Origin of the sequence: Methylobacterium currus (assembly GCF_003058325.1) — a bacterium.
Lineage (GTDB): Bacteria > Pseudomonadota > Alphaproteobacteria > Rhizobiales > Beijerinckiaceae > Methylobacterium > Methylobacterium currus.
The window spans coordinates 1,770,001-1,785,493 of record NZ_CP028843.1 but is presented as its reverse complement, the minus strand read 5'-3'; the positions used below and the strand labels follow the sequence as shown (position 1 = coordinate 1,785,493).

At 72.3% G+C, this 15,493-nt stretch carries 15 protein-coding genes (1 of these 15 cut by a window edge); 5 read left to right on the top strand and 10 right to left on the bottom strand.

Going from position 1 to position 15,493, the window contains the following annotated elements; genetic code table 11:
- Window positions 1–68 precede the first annotated feature (68 nt).
- The 3 genes from DA075_RS08290 (at window position 69) to msrB (ending at window position 2,521) form a co-directional block, all read left to right on the top strand.
- Window positions 69–725 (top strand): GntR family transcriptional regulator, encoded by a 657-nt coding sequence (locus tag DA075_RS08290; protein ID WP_099952798.1) that lies wholly within the window; start codon window positions 69–71, stop codon window positions 723–725.
- 125 nt (window positions 726–850) lie between these two features.
- Window positions 851–2,011: a YihY/virulence factor BrkB family protein gene (locus tag DA075_RS08285; RefSeq protein ID WP_099952797.1), complete on the top strand. Its 1,161-nt coding sequence runs from the start codon at window positions 851–853 to the stop codon at window positions 2,009–2,011.
- A gap of 99 nt (window positions 2,012–2,110) precedes the next feature.
- The gene (msrB, locus tag DA075_RS08280; RefSeq protein ID WP_099952796.1) at window positions 2,111–2,521 is read left to right on the top strand and encodes a peptide-methionine (R)-S-oxide reductase MsrB; all 411 of its coding nucleotides are present in this window, start codon (window positions 2,111–2,113) and stop codon (window positions 2,519–2,521) included.
- Between the two features lie 33 nt (window positions 2,522–2,554).
- On the opposite strand, the gene DA075_RS08275 is transcribed toward msrB, so the two are convergent.
- From DA075_RS08275 to DA075_RS08245, 7 genes are all read right to left on the bottom strand, one after another.
- On the bottom strand, window positions 2,555–3,700 hold the full coding sequence (locus DA075_RS08275) for an iron-containing alcohol dehydrogenase (protein ID WP_099952795.1): 1,146 nt from the start codon (window positions 3,698–3,700) through the stop codon (window positions 2,555–2,557).
- Window positions 3,701–3,854: 154 nt separating this feature from the next.
- Window positions 3,855–4,556, bottom strand: coding sequence for an Asp/Glu/hydantoin racemase (locus DA075_RS08270; protein ID WP_099952794.1), 702 nt, complete (start codon window positions 4,554–4,556; stop codon window positions 3,855–3,857).
- A complete protein-coding gene (locus DA075_RS08265) occupies window positions 4,553–5,266 on the bottom strand; it encodes a GntR family transcriptional regulator (RefSeq protein WP_244936537.1) in 714 nt (237 codons plus the stop codon). The genes DA075_RS08270 and DA075_RS08265 overlap by 4 nt, the downstream gene beginning before the upstream one ends.
- A 269-nt stretch (window positions 5,267–5,535) precedes the next feature.
- Complete coding sequence (locus DA075_RS08260; RefSeq protein ID WP_099952793.1) at window positions 5,536–6,348, bottom strand: ABC transporter permease; 813 nt, start codon at window positions 6,346–6,348, stop codon at window positions 5,536–5,538.
- Between the two features lie 9 nt (window positions 6,349–6,357).
- Window positions 6,358–7,203, bottom strand: a complete 846-nt coding sequence (locus DA075_RS08255; RefSeq protein ID WP_099952792.1) for an ABC transporter permease — start codon at window positions 7,201–7,203, stop codon at window positions 6,358–6,360.
- 10 nt (window positions 7,204–7,213) lie between these two features.
- A complete protein-coding gene (locus DA075_RS08250; protein WP_099952791.1) occupies window positions 7,214–8,257 on the bottom strand; it encodes an ABC transporter substrate-binding protein in 1,044 nt (347 codons plus the stop codon).
- A 23-nt stretch (window positions 8,258–8,280) separates the two neighbouring features.
- Window positions 8,281–9,390: an ABC transporter ATP-binding protein gene (locus DA075_RS08245; protein ID WP_099952790.1), complete on the bottom strand. Its 1,110-nt coding sequence runs from the start codon at window positions 9,388–9,390 to the stop codon at window positions 8,281–8,283.
- A 107-nt stretch (window positions 9,391–9,497) separates the two neighbouring features.
- Between DA075_RS08245 and DA075_RS08240 the strand changes: the two genes are divergently transcribed.
- Together DA075_RS08240 and DA075_RS08235 are read left to right on the top strand one after the other, a co-directional pair.
- A complete protein-coding gene (locus tag DA075_RS08240; RefSeq protein ID WP_099952789.1) occupies window positions 9,498–10,946 on the top strand; it encodes an amidase in 1,449 nt (482 codons plus the stop codon).
- The gene (locus DA075_RS08235) at window positions 10,943–11,296 is read left to right on the top strand and encodes a hydroxyisourate hydrolase (RefSeq protein WP_099952788.1); all 354 of its coding nucleotides are present in this window, start codon (window positions 10,943–10,945) and stop codon (window positions 11,294–11,296) included. Before DA075_RS08240 ends, DA075_RS08235 begins: the two co-directional genes overlap by 4 nt.
- Here DA075_RS08235 and DA075_RS08230 read toward each other — a convergent pair.
- From DA075_RS08230 to DA075_RS08220, 3 genes are all read right to left on the bottom strand, one after another.
- Window positions 11,259–13,856 carry a sensor domain-containing phosphodiesterase gene (locus DA075_RS08230; RefSeq protein WP_123834208.1) on the bottom strand — a complete coding sequence of 866 codons (2,598 nt, stop codon included), beginning with the start codon at window positions 13,854–13,856 and terminating at the stop codon, window positions 11,259–11,261. The two genes, DA075_RS08235 and DA075_RS08230, sit on opposite strands and share 38 nt — an antisense overlap.
- A 326-nt stretch (window positions 13,857–14,182) precedes the next feature.
- Window positions 14,183–15,313 carry an acyl-CoA dehydrogenase family protein gene (locus DA075_RS08225; RefSeq protein ID WP_099952786.1) on the bottom strand — a complete coding sequence of 377 codons (1,131 nt, stop codon included), beginning with the start codon at window positions 15,311–15,313 and terminating at the stop codon, window positions 14,183–14,185.
- Window positions 15,314–15,326: 13 nt separating this feature from the next.
- A protein-coding gene (locus DA075_RS08220) for an SDR family NAD(P)-dependent oxidoreductase (protein WP_099952785.1) crosses the window boundary here: on the bottom strand, window positions 15,327–15,493 show its end. It continues 595 nt past the right edge of the window; the window shows 167 of its 762 coding nt (coding positions 596–762); its start codon lies off the right edge, out of view — the gene reads right to left on this strand; its stop codon occupies window positions 15,327–15,329.

The following is a 15,493-nucleotide window of genomic DNA, read 5'->3' as shown; positions in this document are numbered from 1 at the left end:
AGACCCCGATCTTGTATATTTTGTCAACGTTGGTGCATATTCGCCGATGGTGGAAGGCGGGATCGACCATGAGCCACGCCCAGCGGCTGCGGCAGACGATCGAGGATGAGATCGTGGACGGGGTCCTGCGCCCCGGCGACCGGCTCGACGAGGTCCAGCTCGCCAGCCGGTTCGGGGTCTCGCGCACCCCGATCCGCGAGGCGTTGCTGCAGCTCGCCGTCACCGGCCTGATCGAGGTCAAGCCGCGCCGCGGGGCGGTGGTGAGCACGCCGGAGCCGGCCCGGCTGATCGAGATGTTCGAGACCATGGCGGAGCTGGAGGCCGCCTGCGGCCGCCTCGCGGCGAGACGGCTGACCGAGGCGCATCAGCGCGACCTCCTCGCGGCCCTCGACGCCTGCCGGGCCGCCGCCGCGGCCGGCGACACCGAGGCCTACTATGCCGAGAACGCGGTGTTTCACGCGGTGATCTACCGGGCCTCGCGCAACGGCTTCCTGTGCGAGCAGGCTTTGGGCTTGAGCCGGCGCCTGGCGCCGTTCCGGCGCATCCAGCTCCGGGCCCGCAACCGGCTGCGCCAATCGCTGGCCGAGCATGAAGGCGCCGTGGAGGCGATCCTGGCCGGGGACGAGGGCTTGGCCGGCGAGCGCCTGCGCGCCCACGTGCTGGTGCAGGGCGACCGGTTCGCCGAGTTGATCCGCAGCCTGCCGGGCGGCAGCGCGGCGGCGTGATCCCGTGAGGTCAACCCATTGACCTCAAGGCACTTTACCGGAATCGGAACGCTCCCTGCGACGCGACGTTGTGAACCCGAGCGCCCACGCTTGTGGGCGACACGTCCTCCTGACCCGGTGTCGCGATGCCACCCGAACCCCGCTCCGGTTCCGCCCCGTCCGGCGTGACCTCGACCCTGTGGACCGTCTTCCTCGGTCTCGCGCTCGTGCGCCTCGTCACGGCGCGGCGGCCGGAGGGCGTGATGGATGCGGCGCCGGACCCGAACCGGCATCTCGGCGGCGGCGCCAAGTCGTATTCCGGGCGCCCGGCCCAGTGGGTCGCCGACACGGAGGGCGACCGCGGGCGCAAGGCCGAAACGCCGGCCGAGATCCCGGCCAAGGGCTGGAAGGACGTGCTCTACCGCGTCTATCTCGAGTTCCAGAAGGACCGGGTGCTGTCGGTGGCGGCCGGCGTCACCTTCTACACCCTGCTCGCCCTCTTCCCGGCGGTGGCGGCTCTCGTCTCGCTCTACGGGCTGTTCACCGATCCGAGCAGCATCAACGACCACCTCTCCCTGCTCCAGGGCGTGATGCCCTCCGGGGCGCTGGAGATCATCGGCGACCAGGTCAAGCGCATCACCGCCAAGGGCGGCACCACGCTGGGCATCACCTTCTTCACCAGCCTCGCCATCTCGCTGTGGAGCGCCAACGCGGGCATGAAGGCGATGTTCGACGCGCTCAACATCGTCTACGAGGAGCAGGAGAAGCGCAGCTTCTTCCAGCTCAACCTGCGCTCGCTCACCTTCACCTTCGGCGCGCTGGCCTTCACCGTCGTGGCCCTGGGATGCATCGTGGTGCTGCCGGTGGCGCTGAACTTCCTGGGCAATTTCGGCATCCGGATCAGCCCGACGGCCTGGTACATCGCGCTCCTGCGCTGGCCGGCCCTCTTCGCGGTGCTGCTCTTCGCGCTCGCGCTCCTCTACCGCTACGGCCCGAGCCGCGACCTGCCGCGCTGGCGCTGGGTCACCCCCGGCAGCCTCGCCGCCGGGGCGGTGTGGCTCGTCGCCTCGATCGGCTTCTCCTGGTACGTCGCGCATTTCGGCAACTACAACGAGACGTATGGCTCGCTCGGCGCCGCGATCGGCTTCATGACCTGGATCTGGATCTCCTCGACGATCGTGCTGCTCGGCGGCGAGATCAACGCCGAGCTGGAGCACCAGACCGCCCGCGACACCACGACCGGGCCGGAGCAGCCGATGGGCACGCGGCGCGCCCGGATGGCCGATACGGTCGGGGCGCCGGCCTGACCGCCGGTCGAGCAGCGGCGCCGCAGCCTCTCGCGCGATGCGGCGCTCGCCACCATCTCGTGGCCTCGTCAATCACGGACGCCACGAGGAGAGGCCCCGATGGCCGCGAACGACACCGGCACCGCCGAGACCCGCACGGATGCGGAGTGGCGCCGGATCCTGACGCCTCAAGCATACCGCGTGCTGCGCGAGCACGGCACCGAGCGCCCGGGCACCAGCCCGCTCAACCAGGAGAAACGCGCCGGCACCTTCACCTGCGCCGGCTGCGGCCAGCCACTGTTCGATTCCGCCACCAAGTTCGAGTCCGGCACCGGCTGGCCGAGCTTCACCGCCCCCCTCGACGGCGCGGTGGAGACGCAGACCGACCGCTCGTTCTTCATGACCCGGACCGAGGTTCATTGCGCCCGCTGCCAGGGCCATCTCGGCCACGTCTTCGACGACGGCCCGGCCCCGACCGGCTTGCGCTACTGCATGAACGGGGTGGCGATGGGGTTCGAGCCGGAGGGGTGAGGAGGGCCGGACGGAGCCCGTCCGGCCGCCGCCTTACGCCGCCCGCCCGTGCAGGGACGCCCGGAACAGCGCCCGGAACTCCTCCGCCCCGACCGGCCGGCCGTTGGTCGCCGTCGAGTGGTCCTCGACCGCGCGGGTGATCAGCGCCTCGCAATCGGCCTCCGTCACCCCCATGGCGGCGAGGTCGGCCGGCAGGCCGAGGTCGCGGTTCAGCCCCTCGATCGCGGTCGCGAGGTCGGCGCCCTCGGGGAGACCCATCGCCTTGCGCAAGGCGCCGTACTTCTCCGCGCAGGCCGGGGCGTTGAAGCGCAGGAGGTGCGGCAGGATCACGGCGTTGAGGGTGCCGTGATGCAGCCGCTTGGCCTTCAGGCCGCCCAGCGCGTGCGACATCGAGTGGACCGCGCCGAGGCCCTTCTGGAAGGTCATGCCGCCTTCGAGGGCTGCCATCATCATGTCCTCGCGCGCCGCGATGTCGCTGCCGTCGCGGACCGCCCGGACGAGCGAGCGGGTGGCGCGGGAAAGCCCGTCGAGGGCGATCGCCTCCGCCGGCGGGTTGTGGCGGGGGCTCAGATACGTCTCGATGCAGTGGGTCAGCGCGTCCATGCCGGTGGCCGCCGTGAGGCCGGGGGGCAGGCCGAGCGTCAGCTCGGGGTCGCAGATCGCCACGTTCGGGATCAGGTGGGGCGAGATGAAGCCGAGCTTGCGCCCGTCCGCCAGGGTGATCAGCGCCGCGCGGCCGACCTCGCTGCCGGTGCCGGCGGTGGTCGGCACGGCGATCACCGGCGGCTGGTCGGCGCGGATGCGCGGGATGCCGCCGAGGATCGCCGCGTAGGTGGCGAGCGGCTCGTCGTGGGTGGCCAGCAGCGCCACGCCCTTGGCGAGGTCGAGCGGCGACCCGCCGCCGACCGCGATCACCGAGTCGCACCCTTGCGCCTTGAAGCGGTCGCGGGCCTCCAGCGTCGCCTCCTCGGTCGGGTTCTCGGGCGTGCCGTCGAAGACCGGGGTGCTGGCCGGCAGGCCGGCGGCGTCGAGGACGCGGGCGATCAGGCCGGCCGCCACGACACCGCGATCGGTGACGATCAGGGGCTTGCGCGCGCCGAGAAGCGCCAGCTCCTCGCCGATCAGCCGGACGGCGCCGCGCTCGAACTGGATCCGGGTGAGATAGGTGATGAGGCTCATGGGGCTGCCTGACGTGACCGGAGCCCGGCTTTCCAAGCGCGCGGGGGCCTCGGCTGCGTCCGTCCCGCCTCCCGCACGCCTCTTCCCGGGCGTGGCGACAGCCTTAGCACAGGGTGTCGGCGGGATGCATCGCAGAGGTGCCATGCGGATTCCGTCAGGCGCCAGGCAGCCCGGCGGCATCCAGCAGCGCCTCGGTGCCGATCGTGGTCGCGTCGAGGAGCGGTACGCCGTCGAGCGCGGGCGGCAGGCGCCAGCCGGGCAGGTTGGTGCTCCAGATCAGAACCGCCCCGGCCCCGGTCGCCGCCTCCCGCGCGGCTAGCGCGAGGCGGGACGGGGTCACGGCGGCGGCGAGGCGGTTCTCGGTGATGCCGAGGGCGGCGGCGGAGCCGATCGCGATGCCGGCTCGCGCGAAGCGGGCGCGGACCAGATCGGCCTCGTCCGGCCCGCCCTGCACCACGAGACCGAGGCGGCGATGTCCGGCGCGACGGATCCGCTCCCGGGCGGCGAGCGCCGTCGTCACCATCGGCAGGCCGGTGCGGCGGGTCACCGCCGCGCACAGGTGCTCGTCGGGCGCGAAGCCGAGCGCCGCGCCGCGGGTGGCGTTCCAGCACAGGGCCGCCACGCCGGCCTCAGCCAGGAGATCGGCCGCGGCGAGGAAGACGGACTCGTCGTAGGACTCGCCCTTGAGCATCGCCCCGTAGGGCACGCGGGCGTAGCAGGCGGCCGCGGGCAGGCCGACGAGCCGGGCTTCGGTCGCCCGCTCCACCACCCGGTTCGAGGAGGGCAGGATCACCCCGAGGGCCAGGGCCGCCCCAAGATCCGCCGCCAAGGTCGCCTCTTCCATCAAGTCGGTCATCGGCGCGGTCCTTCGGTCAGGCGGGCCACCATCACCGCCTGGGTGCGGGCGACGTGGGCGTGCATCAGGATCCGGGCGCGCTCGGGCTCGCGCGCCCGCAAAGCCTCCAGGATCGCCCGGTGCTCGGCGAGGGATTCCGCCACCCGCCCATCCGCCGCGAGGGCGAAGTTGCGGGCCCGCTCCAGCCGCGCGAAGGCCCGGCCATGCGCCTCGGCGATCGCCGGGCTGCGGGCCGCCGTCACGATCAGCCGGTGGGTCTGCCGGTTGAGGCGCGTATAGGCGTCGCGGTCGGCCTCCGCCGCCTCGAGGGCAGCCTGGAGCCGGTCGAGCCGGTCGATCTCGGGGGCGGTCATCCGCTCGGCGGCCAGCCCCGCGCAAAAGCTCTCCAGCGCCACTTCCAGCTCGAACAGCGGCACGAGGTCGGCGGGGTCGAGCCGCGCCACCAGGGCGGCCCGGTTGCGCCGCAGGGTGACCAGGCCCTCGCCGGCGAGCAGCTTCAGGGCCTCCCGCACCGGCGTGCGCGAGACGCCGAGGCGCGCCACCAGGTCGGGCTCGTTCAGGACCTCGCCGGGAGGCAGGAGGTTGAGCAGGATCAGCCGGCGCAAGGCGGCGGCCGCCTGCTCGGTGAGGGAGAGGGCGGGGCGGGGTGGGGCGTCGGGTGAGGCCGGGGGAGCTTCTGCCAAGGGGCCCTCGATCATCGGGACGCTCATGGGACACACATCGAAGGAGTTCGCGCCGCTCGCCGTCACAGAGCTGTTCTGGATGAGCGGTGACCCGGCAAGCGGAGGCATAGCCGAAGCGAGGGTGAGGGGGATTTGCAGGTTGTGGCTCCTCCGGAACCACCCCCACCCTCGCCCTGTGGGCTCCTCGAGCACCCGGCAAGGGGTGCTCAAGCCTCTCCCCGCCGGGCGGGGAGAGGAGCGATCCCGCGCCTTCCCTATGCCCGAATGACCCTGCCCTCCGGGGAGGAGGCTGCGCCTCACACCAACCGCCGCGACAACCCGGTCACCCGCTCCATCACGGCGATCCCCCCGATCGTCGCGACGATCAGGAGTCCGGAGAGCGCCGCGATGGTCACGTCGAGGCGGCCTTCCAGGTCCTGCCACATCCGGATCGGCAGCATGTCGGTGGCGGCGTCGCGCAGGAACAACGAGACCGGGATGTTGTCGAAGGAGGCCATGAAGGCGAGGAAGCCGCCCGAGAGGATGCCGGGCCGGATCAGCGGCAGGGTGATGCGCCGGAACGTGTAGAGCCGCGACGCGCCGAGGCTGGCCGAGCCTTCGAGCAGGGCGGGCTGGAGCTGGGTCAGCGCCGCCACGGTGTTGCGCACCACGTAAGGAACGCAGACCACCGTGTGGCCGAGCACCAGCGTGACGACCGAGACCGGCCAGCCGAGGAGCGAGAAGAACATCAGGCTCGACAGCCCGAAGGCCAAAGCCGGCAGGATCAGGGGCGACAGGAAGAAGCTGTCGAGGAGCCGCGCCGAGAGGCGCGGCGAGCGCGCCACCGCCAGGGCCGCCAGCACCCCGAGCCCGATTGCCAGCAAGGTGGCCAGCACCGCGACGGTGAGGCTGTTCTTGAGCGCGTAATGGAGCTGCCAGGCCTCCATCAGCTCGGCGTACCAGCGGAACGAGTAGCCCGGCGGCGGGAAGCGCAGGGACAGCCCGTCGGTGAACGAGACCACCAGCACGATCAGGGTGGGGGCGAGCAGCAGCACCAGGGCGAGGATCGCCAGAAGGTGGAGGAGACCTTCGAACGAGAGCCGGTCGAGGGCGCCGGGAGTACGGGACATCGGAACTCCTCAGGTCTGCGCGTAGCCGCGGGCGAGGCGGCCGAGCGCGTTGAAGGCCAGCACCACGGCGAGCACCGCGACGAGGAAGATCACCGACATCGCCGCCGCGAAGGGCCAGTTCTGGAGCGCGATGGCCTGCTGGTAGATGTAGCCCGGCATGAACAGCATCTGCCCGCCGCCGATCAGCGACTGGGTGATGAAGCCCGAGATCGCCGCCGCGAAGGTGAGGACCGCCCCGGCGATCAGGCCGGGCAGGCAGAGCGGCAGGGTCACGCGGACGAAGGTGCGCCAGCGCCCGGCCCCGAGCGCCTCCGATGCGTCCCACAGGCTCGGGTCGATGCGCGACAGCGCCGTCATCAGCGGCAGCACCATGAGCGGCATCTGCACCTGGGCGAGCGCCGCGACGAGGCCTCCTTCCGCGTAGAGCATCCGCAAAGGCGTCTCGATCAGCCCCAGGGAGGAGAGGACGGAATTGACCACTCCCTGCCGGCCGAGGATCACGATCCACGCGAAGGTGCGGATGACCACGCTGGTGAGGAGCGGGGTCAGCACCGCCAGGATGACGAGGCCCCGCACCCAGCCCCCGGCCCGGGTCGCGACGAGCGCGAGCGGCAGGCCGAGGACCAGGCAGGCCATCGTGACCTTGAGCCCGAGCCAGAGCGTGCCGAGGAGCACGCCGAGGCTGAACCCGTCGCCCAGGAAAGCTGCGTATTGCGACAACCCGAGATGCCCGTCCGCCCCCTGGAGCGACAGCCCGAGAAGCGCCACCAGGGGCGCGGCGAAGAACGCCGCGAAGAACAGGGCGAGCGGGCTTGCCAGCCGCAACGGATAGGTGGTGACGTCCGGCAGAACCACGACACGCCTCCTACAGCTTGATCTCGCGGTTGAACCGCTCGATCCAGGCCGGGCGCTGGGCGTTGATCGTCTTCCAGTCCTGGAACACGAATTTCTTCTTCAGGTCGTCGGTGTCGCGCGCCAGCACCCGGGCGATCTCGCCGGTCATCTTCACCTTGGTGTTGGTCGGCACGACGAGGTAGGGCGCCTGCATCAGCCGGGTCTGGACCGGCTCGGAGATCGCCGCCTCGATCAGCTTGAACGCCAGCTCGCGGTTGGGCGAGTTCTTCACGATCTGGATCAGCGTCTTGAAGGCGATGGCGCCTTCCTTCGGCGCCACGAACTCCACCGGCACGCCCTTGGCTTTCAGGATCTGGATCGCGTTGAAGTTGCCGGGCGAGATGTCGACCTGCCCCTGCTGGAACAGGGTGGCGAGGGCGCCGGGATTGGCCGCCACCGCCGAGAGGTTGGGCTTCAGTTTTTCCATCGCCTTGAAGGCCGGATCGATGTTCGATTCCGAGCCGCCATGCATCTTGGCGATCTCGACCATGAAGCCGGTGCCGAGCGTCGAGTTCATGTTGGTGATGCCGACCCGGCCCTTGTATTCGGGCCGCCACAGGTCGGCCCAGGAGGTCGGCGGGGTCTTCACCGTATCGGGATTGTAGGTCAGGCCGACGACCTGGAAGAAGGCGGCCGGGCCGTGCGGGTCCTGCGCGTCGGGGATCAGCTCCTTGAAGGCCGCGCTGCGCTCGACCGGATAGGGCTCGACCAGGTCCTGGGCCAAAGCCGTGAGGGCCGGGCCCGGATCGTGCAGCATCACGTCGATCGGCGGGTTGGCCTTGGCCGCCGAGACCTTGGCGATCTGGTCGACCGACAGCATCGGGTCGAGGACGATCGGGGCGTTGCTCGTCTCCTTGCGGAACGCCGGCACCAGCACGGCCTTGTGCGCCTCCTCCCAGCTGCCCGTGAAGGTGGCGAAGACGAGAGGGCGGGCCTGCGCGAAGGACAGGCCGGGAAACAGCTCCATCGCGCCGAGCGACAGGGCGGTGGTGAGCAGGCGGCGGCGGTCGAGCATCGAAACGGCTCCTTGTTTGAAATTCAGGCGGCGGCCGGGAAGGCGGAGGCGAGGCCGGGGGCGACGGCGATGCGCACGGGGGTGCCGGGCGGCCGCAAGGCGCCGCCGCCGAGGCGTGGCTCGGCGATCTTGAGCGGACGGCCGGCGCCGACCCGGACCTCGTGGACGACGGTGGGACCGAGCGGCAGCGCCATCTCGACGACGCCCGCGATGCCCTCCTGCCCGTCGGTGAGGCGCAGATGCTCGGGCCGCAGGCACAGGGTCACCCGCGATCCCGGCGCGATCGGCCGGGCGAGGGGACGGGCCAGGACCTCGCCGCCGGCATCGAGGGCGATGCGCGGTGCGTCCCCGTCCTGCCCGAGCAGCACGCCGGGCACGGCATTGGCCGAGCCGACGAAGGTGTTGACGAACAGGCTCTCCGGCGCGTCGTAGACCGTGGTCGGGGCGGCGAACTGCTCCAGACGCCCGTTCGACAGCACCGCCACCCGATCGGAGAGCGACAGGGCCTCCTCCTGGTCGTGGGTGACGAGGAGCGTCGTGACGCCGGCGACGCGCTGGAGCCGCTTCACCTCGATCTGCATGTCGAGGCGCAGGTTCTTGTCGAGCGCCGCGAAGGGCTCGTCGAGGAGCAGGACCGCCGGGCGGATGGCGAGCGCCCGCGCCAGCGCCACCCGCTGCTGCTGCCCGCCGGAGAGCTGGCGCGGGAAGCGGCCCCCGGCATGGCCCAGCTGCACGAGATCGAGGAGGCGACGCGCCTCCGCCGCCTGCTCGGCCCGGGGGGCGCCCCGGGCCGCGAGCCCGTAGGCGACGTTCTCGGCCACGGTCAGGTGCGGGAAGAGGGCGTAGTTCTGGAAGACGATGCCGACGGCGCGCCGGCTCGGCGGCAGGGCGTCGATGACCTGGTCGCCGACGATCACCCGCCCCTCGGTCTGGCGCAGGAAGCCGGCGACGATGCGCAGCAACGTGGTCTTGCCGCAGCCCGAGGGCCCCAGCAGCGAGACCAGCTCGCCGCCCTTGATGTCGAGGTTGATGTTTTCCACCGCGGTGGCGCCACCGTAAAGGTGGGTGATGCCGTCGAGCACGACGGACCGGCCTTCCGCCTGGGGCCCCTTGCGTGGTCCGGATGGTGTCACGGTGATGGTTCCTGCGGCATCGATCTTGCTGCCGGTTCGGTCGCAAATCGTATGCCATTTCAGGGAAAGCCCATGTCAGGCCATCACTTGATCGTCGGAGGGACACCATGAGCACGGAGGTTTGGAGCACGGAGCTGTGGCGCCTGTCGGCGCTCGACCTCGGCCGGCTCTTCGCCACCGGCCACGCCTCGCCGGTCGACGCGCTGGAGGCTGCGCAGGCGCGGGCCGCCGCCTGGGAGCCGCACCTCAACGCCATCGCGCGGGAGAATCCGCGGGCGCGGGTCGAGGCCGAGGCGAGCGCCGCCCGCTGGCGCGCGGGCACGCCGCTCTCTCCCCTCGACGGCGTGCCGATGACCGTGAAGGAATTCCTGGTCACCGAGGGCTTGCCCTCGACCTATGCCGAACCCGGGGAGGCGGCGGCCTCATCCCACGACGAGCTGCCCGTCGCGCGGGCACGCCGCGCCGGCCTGGTGACGCTCGCCAAGACGACGATGCCGGAATTCGCCGTGCAAGGTTACACGGCATCTGCCCGTTTCGGCGTCACCCGCAATCCGTGGAACGTCGCGCTCACCCCCGGCGGCTCGACCGGAGGGGGCGCCGCCGCGACGGCCGCCGGCTACGCGCCGATCGCCCTCGGCACCGATGGCGGCGGCTCCCTGCGCCGGCCCGCCGCCCATACGGGTCTCGTCGGGCTGAAGAGCAGCCTCGGCCGGGTGCCGCGGCTCGGCGGCCTGCCCTCGCCGCTCCTCGATTTCGAGGTGGCGGGCGCGCTCACCCGCACCGTGTCCGACAGCCGCGCGGTGCTCGCCCTGCTGCAAGGTGCCGATCCGCGGGTGCTGTGGTCGCGCTTCGCGCCAGGCTCCAACGCCCTCTGCCCACGTCCCGAGCGGCCGTTGCGGGCCCGCTACGTCGAGCGGATCGGCGATGCGCCCCTCGATCCGGTCATCGCCGCCGCGTCCCGGCGGGCGCTCGCCGATCTCGAGGCGCTGGGCGTCGCGGTCGAGGAGGGAGGGCTGCCGTTCGAGATCGCCGGGCTGAACGCGCTGTGGCCGGAGATCGGCAAGATCGGCCTCGCCCGGCTGTTCGAGGCCGACCCGGACCTCGCCGCGCGGGCGAGCGCGCCGTACCGGGCGATGGCCGAGGAGGGGGCGCGGGCCCCGGCGACCCGGCTCGCCGCCATCCTCGAGAGGGTGCAGGCCCTGCGCAATGCCGCGAGCGCCGCCTTCGCGGATCTCGACCTCATCGTCACGCCCGCCGCCGCGGCGATGCCCTGGGCGGCGGAGGCGGTCTATCCGGAGGTGATCGACGGGCAGCCGGTCGGCCCCCGCGGCCACGCGGTCTATTCGGGCTGGGTCAACGCCGCGGCCCTGCCGGCCTTGAGCCTGCCGGTCGATCCGGCGCCGGACGGGATGCCGATCGGCCTCCACCTCGTGGCGGGATTCGGCCAGGACGACCTGCTCCTCGACCTCGCCGAGGCGCTGGAGCGGCGGCGGCCCTTCGCGGATCGCTGGCCGACCTTGCCGGAAAAAACCACATCCGAGGAGGCGTCCCGATGACGGCCGGCGGCGTCTCGGTCCACGCCGTGGACGTGGCGGAGGGCTGCCCGGCCCTCGGCCTCCGGGTCACCCTCGCGGCCATCGAGGAATCCGGCCCGCGCCCCGTCGCCGAAGGGGCGATCGGCCCCGACGGCACCTTCGACCACCCGGTGGTGCGCGGCGTCGGAATCGGGCCCGGCATCTACGAGGTGGTGTTCCATCTCGGCGAGTACTTCACGGCGCGCGGGCTGCCGGGCCCGCACTTCCTCGACCGGGTGCCCTTCCGCTTCACCATCGTGGCGGCGGCGGAGCATCACCACCTGCCGCTGAAGTTCACGCGCTTCGGCTACGCCGTGTTCCGGGGCGTGTGACCGCGCCGCCGAGCAGCGGCGCGAGCGCGCCGAACGGCGCGGGCCGGCCGAGCAGGAATCCCTGAGCCCCGGTGCAGCCTGCCTCCCGCAGGCCGGCCAGCTGCGCCTCGGTCTCGACGCCCTTGGCGGTCACCTCCCGGCCGAGCGCCCGCCCGAGGCCGGTGACGGCGCGCAGGAGCCCGGCGCTCTCGGGGCAGGCCGCCGAGGCCGAGAGCGCCCGGTCGAGCTTGATCCGCCCGAAGGGCAGGCGCTGCAGGGCGCCGAGGGAGGAGGCGCCGGCGCCGAAATCGTCGAAGGCGAGCCCGACGCCGAGGGCGGCGAGCTCCGCCAGCCGCCCGCTGTCTTCCGCGACCGCGGCCTCGGCGATGTCGAGTTCCAGGCGTGCGGGCGCCTGCCCGGCCGCCGCCAGGGCGGCCCGGACGATGGAGACGAGACCGGCCTGGCGCAGCTGCGCGCCCGCGACGTTGACGACCACCCGCATCCCCGGCGTGAGCGCGCGGGCGTCGCGCAGGGCGCTGCGCAGCACCCATTCGCCGAGCGGCACGGCGAGGCCGGTCTCCTCGGCGAGGGCTAGGAAGGCGGCGGGACCGAGCGGGCCGCGGGCCGGATGGTGCCAGCGCAGCAGCGCCTCGACCGCCGCGACCCGGCCCGCCGCGAGGTCGAAGACCGGCTGGTAATGCAGGGCGAACTCGCCACGCTGGAGCGCCAGGCGCAGGTCGCTCTCGAGGCGGTGGCGCTCGGCCGCCGCCCGGTCCATGGCGGCGGCGAAGAGCCGGTAGGTGCTGCGCCCCTCCGATTTCGCCCGGTAGAGCGCGAGGTCGGCCCGCTTGAGCAGGGTGTCGCCGTCGAGCCCGTGCTCGGGCGCGAAGGCGATGCCGATGCTGACGCCGATCACCGCCTCCCGCCCGCCGAGATCCACAGGCTCGCGCAGGGACGCGACCAGGCGCTCCGCCGTCGCGGCGGCACGGGCCGCGTCGGCCTCGCCGCCGAGCAGGATCGCGAACTCGTCGCCGCCCACGCGCGCGGGCAGATCCTCCTGCCGCAGGGCGGCGCGGATCCGCCCCGCCACCTCGCGCAGCAGGGCATCGCCGGCGAGGTGGCCGAGGGTGTCGTTGACCGCCTTGAACCCGTCGAGGTCGAGGCAGAGCACGCCGCAGGTCCCGCCATGGCGCCGCAAGCCGGCCAGGCGCCGGTCGAGGTTGTCGCGGAACAGGGCCCGGTTCGGCAGCCCGGTCAGGCCGTCGTGCCGGGCCATGTGGGCGACCTGCGCGTCGGCCGCCTTGCGGGCGGTGACGTCGGTGTAGGTGCGCACCGCCCCGCCGGTGGGAAGCGGCACCGTGCGGATCTCCAGCACCGTGCCGTTCGGCCGCTCGCGCTCGTAGGTGTGGGGATGGATCGCCAGCGGCCCGTGCGCGACCTGCTCGCGCAGGGAGGTGTCGCACCGCGAAAAGTCGTCCTGCGCCACCTGGTGGCGCCGCACCTCGTCGAAGGTCGGCCTCGCGCGCATCAGGTCGCGCGGCAGGTCGAGGAGCGCGATGGCGCGCTCGTTGCAGACCCGCACGATGCCGGCCTCGTCGATCATCATCAGGCCCTGGTCCATGTGCTCCAGGGTGGCGTCGAGAAGGGCGGTGCTGGCGCGCAGCTCGGCCTCGGCCCGGTCGATCTCGGTCACGTCCTGCACGCTGCCGAACAGGGCCGCGGTCGCGCCGGCCGCGTCCGGCTCGCAGATGCCGTGCGAGACGACGACCCGGACCTCGCCGTCCTCCCGCACGATCCGGGCCTTGAAGGAGAAGCCCTGCCGACGCGCCCGCGCCTCGGCGACGAGGGCCATGACCCGCCCGCGATCCTCCGGATGGTAGTAGCCGAGGGCCTCCTCGACGGTGACGGCCGAGTCTCCCCGCGCCCGCCCGTGCATGCGGCAGACCTCGTCCGACCAGGTCACGGCGCCGGAGGCGAGGTCGACCCGCCAATGGCCGATCCGGGCCATCTGCTCGGCGAGAACCAGGTTGCGGTTGGCGAAGGCCAGGGCCTCCTCGCTCGCCCGCCGGCGCAGGGCCTCGGCCTCGCTGGCGACGCGGGCCTCGTAGTGCCGGAGCTGCGACACCACGATCGCGGCGAGATCGGCGAGACGCGCAGTCTCGTCCTCCGAGAGCCGGCGCGGAACGGTGTCGCCGAGGCAGAGGGTGCCAACCGCCAGGCCCGGGCGCAGCACCAGGGGGATGCCGGCATAGAACCGCACGCCCGCCTTGCCGGTCACCAGCGCGAGGTCGCGGAAGCGCAGATCCGCCGCCGCGTCCTCGACCATCAGGGGGGCGTCGCTCAGGATGACGCGGCCGCAGAAGGCCGCGTTCCGGGCCGTCGGTTCGAACGCGATGCCGGAGGAGGCCTTGCACCACAGCCGCTCGGCATCGACCAGCGAGATCCAGGCGTAGGGCACCCGGAACAGCGCGCGGGCGAGCCGGCAGACCGCATCGAAATGGGCCTCGGGGGGCGTGTCGAGGATGCCGAGGCCGTGCAGGGCGGAGAGGCGTTCGGCCTCCCGGTCGGGACGAGGATGCACGGCGACGCTCCCTACCGGCGGATCGGCGCCGGAACGCCAGGCGAGCCTCGACACAACGTCAAAAAACTTAAGCAGTCGTTAAAGTGCCGCCGCCGCGCCGCGTAGCGGTGGACGAGACGATCGAGTCCGGGCGATGTACGTCACGGCCGGAACCCGACATGGTGCCTGCATCCTCCGCAGCGTGGCGATGAACTGGCTCTGAACGGACGAGGATGGCCATCTTCACATGACCCTGCGGTCCCCGATCTGGAACCGCCACGCTCGACGTTTCGCACCGCCGGGCTCGTCGCCCCCGGTCGCCGCGGATGCGGCGACCGAACGCCGCCTCACGCCGTCAGCGCCCGGCTGATCACGATGCGCTGGACGTCGCTGGTGCCCTCGTAGATCTGGCACACCCGCACGTCGCGGTAGATCTGCTCGACCGGGTAATCGGCGAGATAGCCGTAGCCGCCATGGATCTGGATCGCGTCGGAGCAGACGGCTTCCGCCATCTCGGAGGCGAAGAGCTTGGCCATCGCCGCCTCCTTCAGGCAGGGCTGCCCGGCATCGCGCAGCCGGGCGGCGTTCAGCACGAGCAGGCGCGCGGCCTCGATCCGGGTCGCCATGTCGGCGAGACGGAAGGCGACCGCCTGGTGCTGGTTGAGCCTCTGGCCGAAGGTCTCGCGCTCGCCCGCATAGGCGAGCGCTGCCTCGAACGCCGCGCGGGCCATGCCGACGGCCTGGGCGGCGATGCCGATCCGCCCGCCCTCGAGGTTCGAGAGCGCGATCTTGAGGCCCTCGCCCTCCTGGCCGAGCATCAGGTCGGGGGTGAGCTCCATCTCCTCGAACACGATCTGGGCGGTGTCCGAGGCGCGCTGGCCGAGCTTGTGCTCGATGCGCGCGACCTTATAGCCCGGCGTCTTGGTCGGCACGATGAAGGCCGAGATGCCGCGCTTGCCGGCCTCCGGATCGGTCACCGCGAACACGATGGCGAGGTCCGCATTCGCCCCCGAGGTGATGAACTGCTTGGTGCCCGACAGGACCCAGGCATTGCCTTTGCGCCGCGCCCGGGTCTTGAGGGCGGCGGCGTCCGAGCCGGCACCGGGCTCGGTCAGGCAGAAGGCGCCGAGCTGCTCGCCGCGGGCGAGCGGCCCCAGGAACCGCTGCTTCTGCTCGTCGCTGCCGAACTTCAGGATCGGCATGCAGCCGACCGAGTTGTGCACGCTCATCACCGTCGAGACCGCGCCGTCGCCGGCCGCCACCTCCTCGATGGCGAGCGCATAGGCGACATGGTCGGCGGCCGCGCCGCCATGCTCCTCGGGCACCAGCATGCCCATGAAACCGAGCGCCCCCATCTCGGCGATCGCCTCGCGGGGAAAGCGCGCCTCCCGGTCCCATTCGGCCGAGAACGGCTTCAGGCGCTCCCGCGCGAAGCTGCGGGCGGTGTCGCGGATCAGGATCTGGTCGTCGCTGAACATCGCGTGATCCCCCTCACTTCGGCTGCATGCGCAGGGCGCCGTCGAGGCGGATCACCTCGCCGTTGAGCATCGGGTTGTCGATGATGGCGAGGGCGAGCTTGGCGTATTCCTCCGGCCGGCCGAGGCGCGAGGGGAACGGCACCGCGGCGCCCAGCGAATCCTGCACCTCCTGCGGCAGGC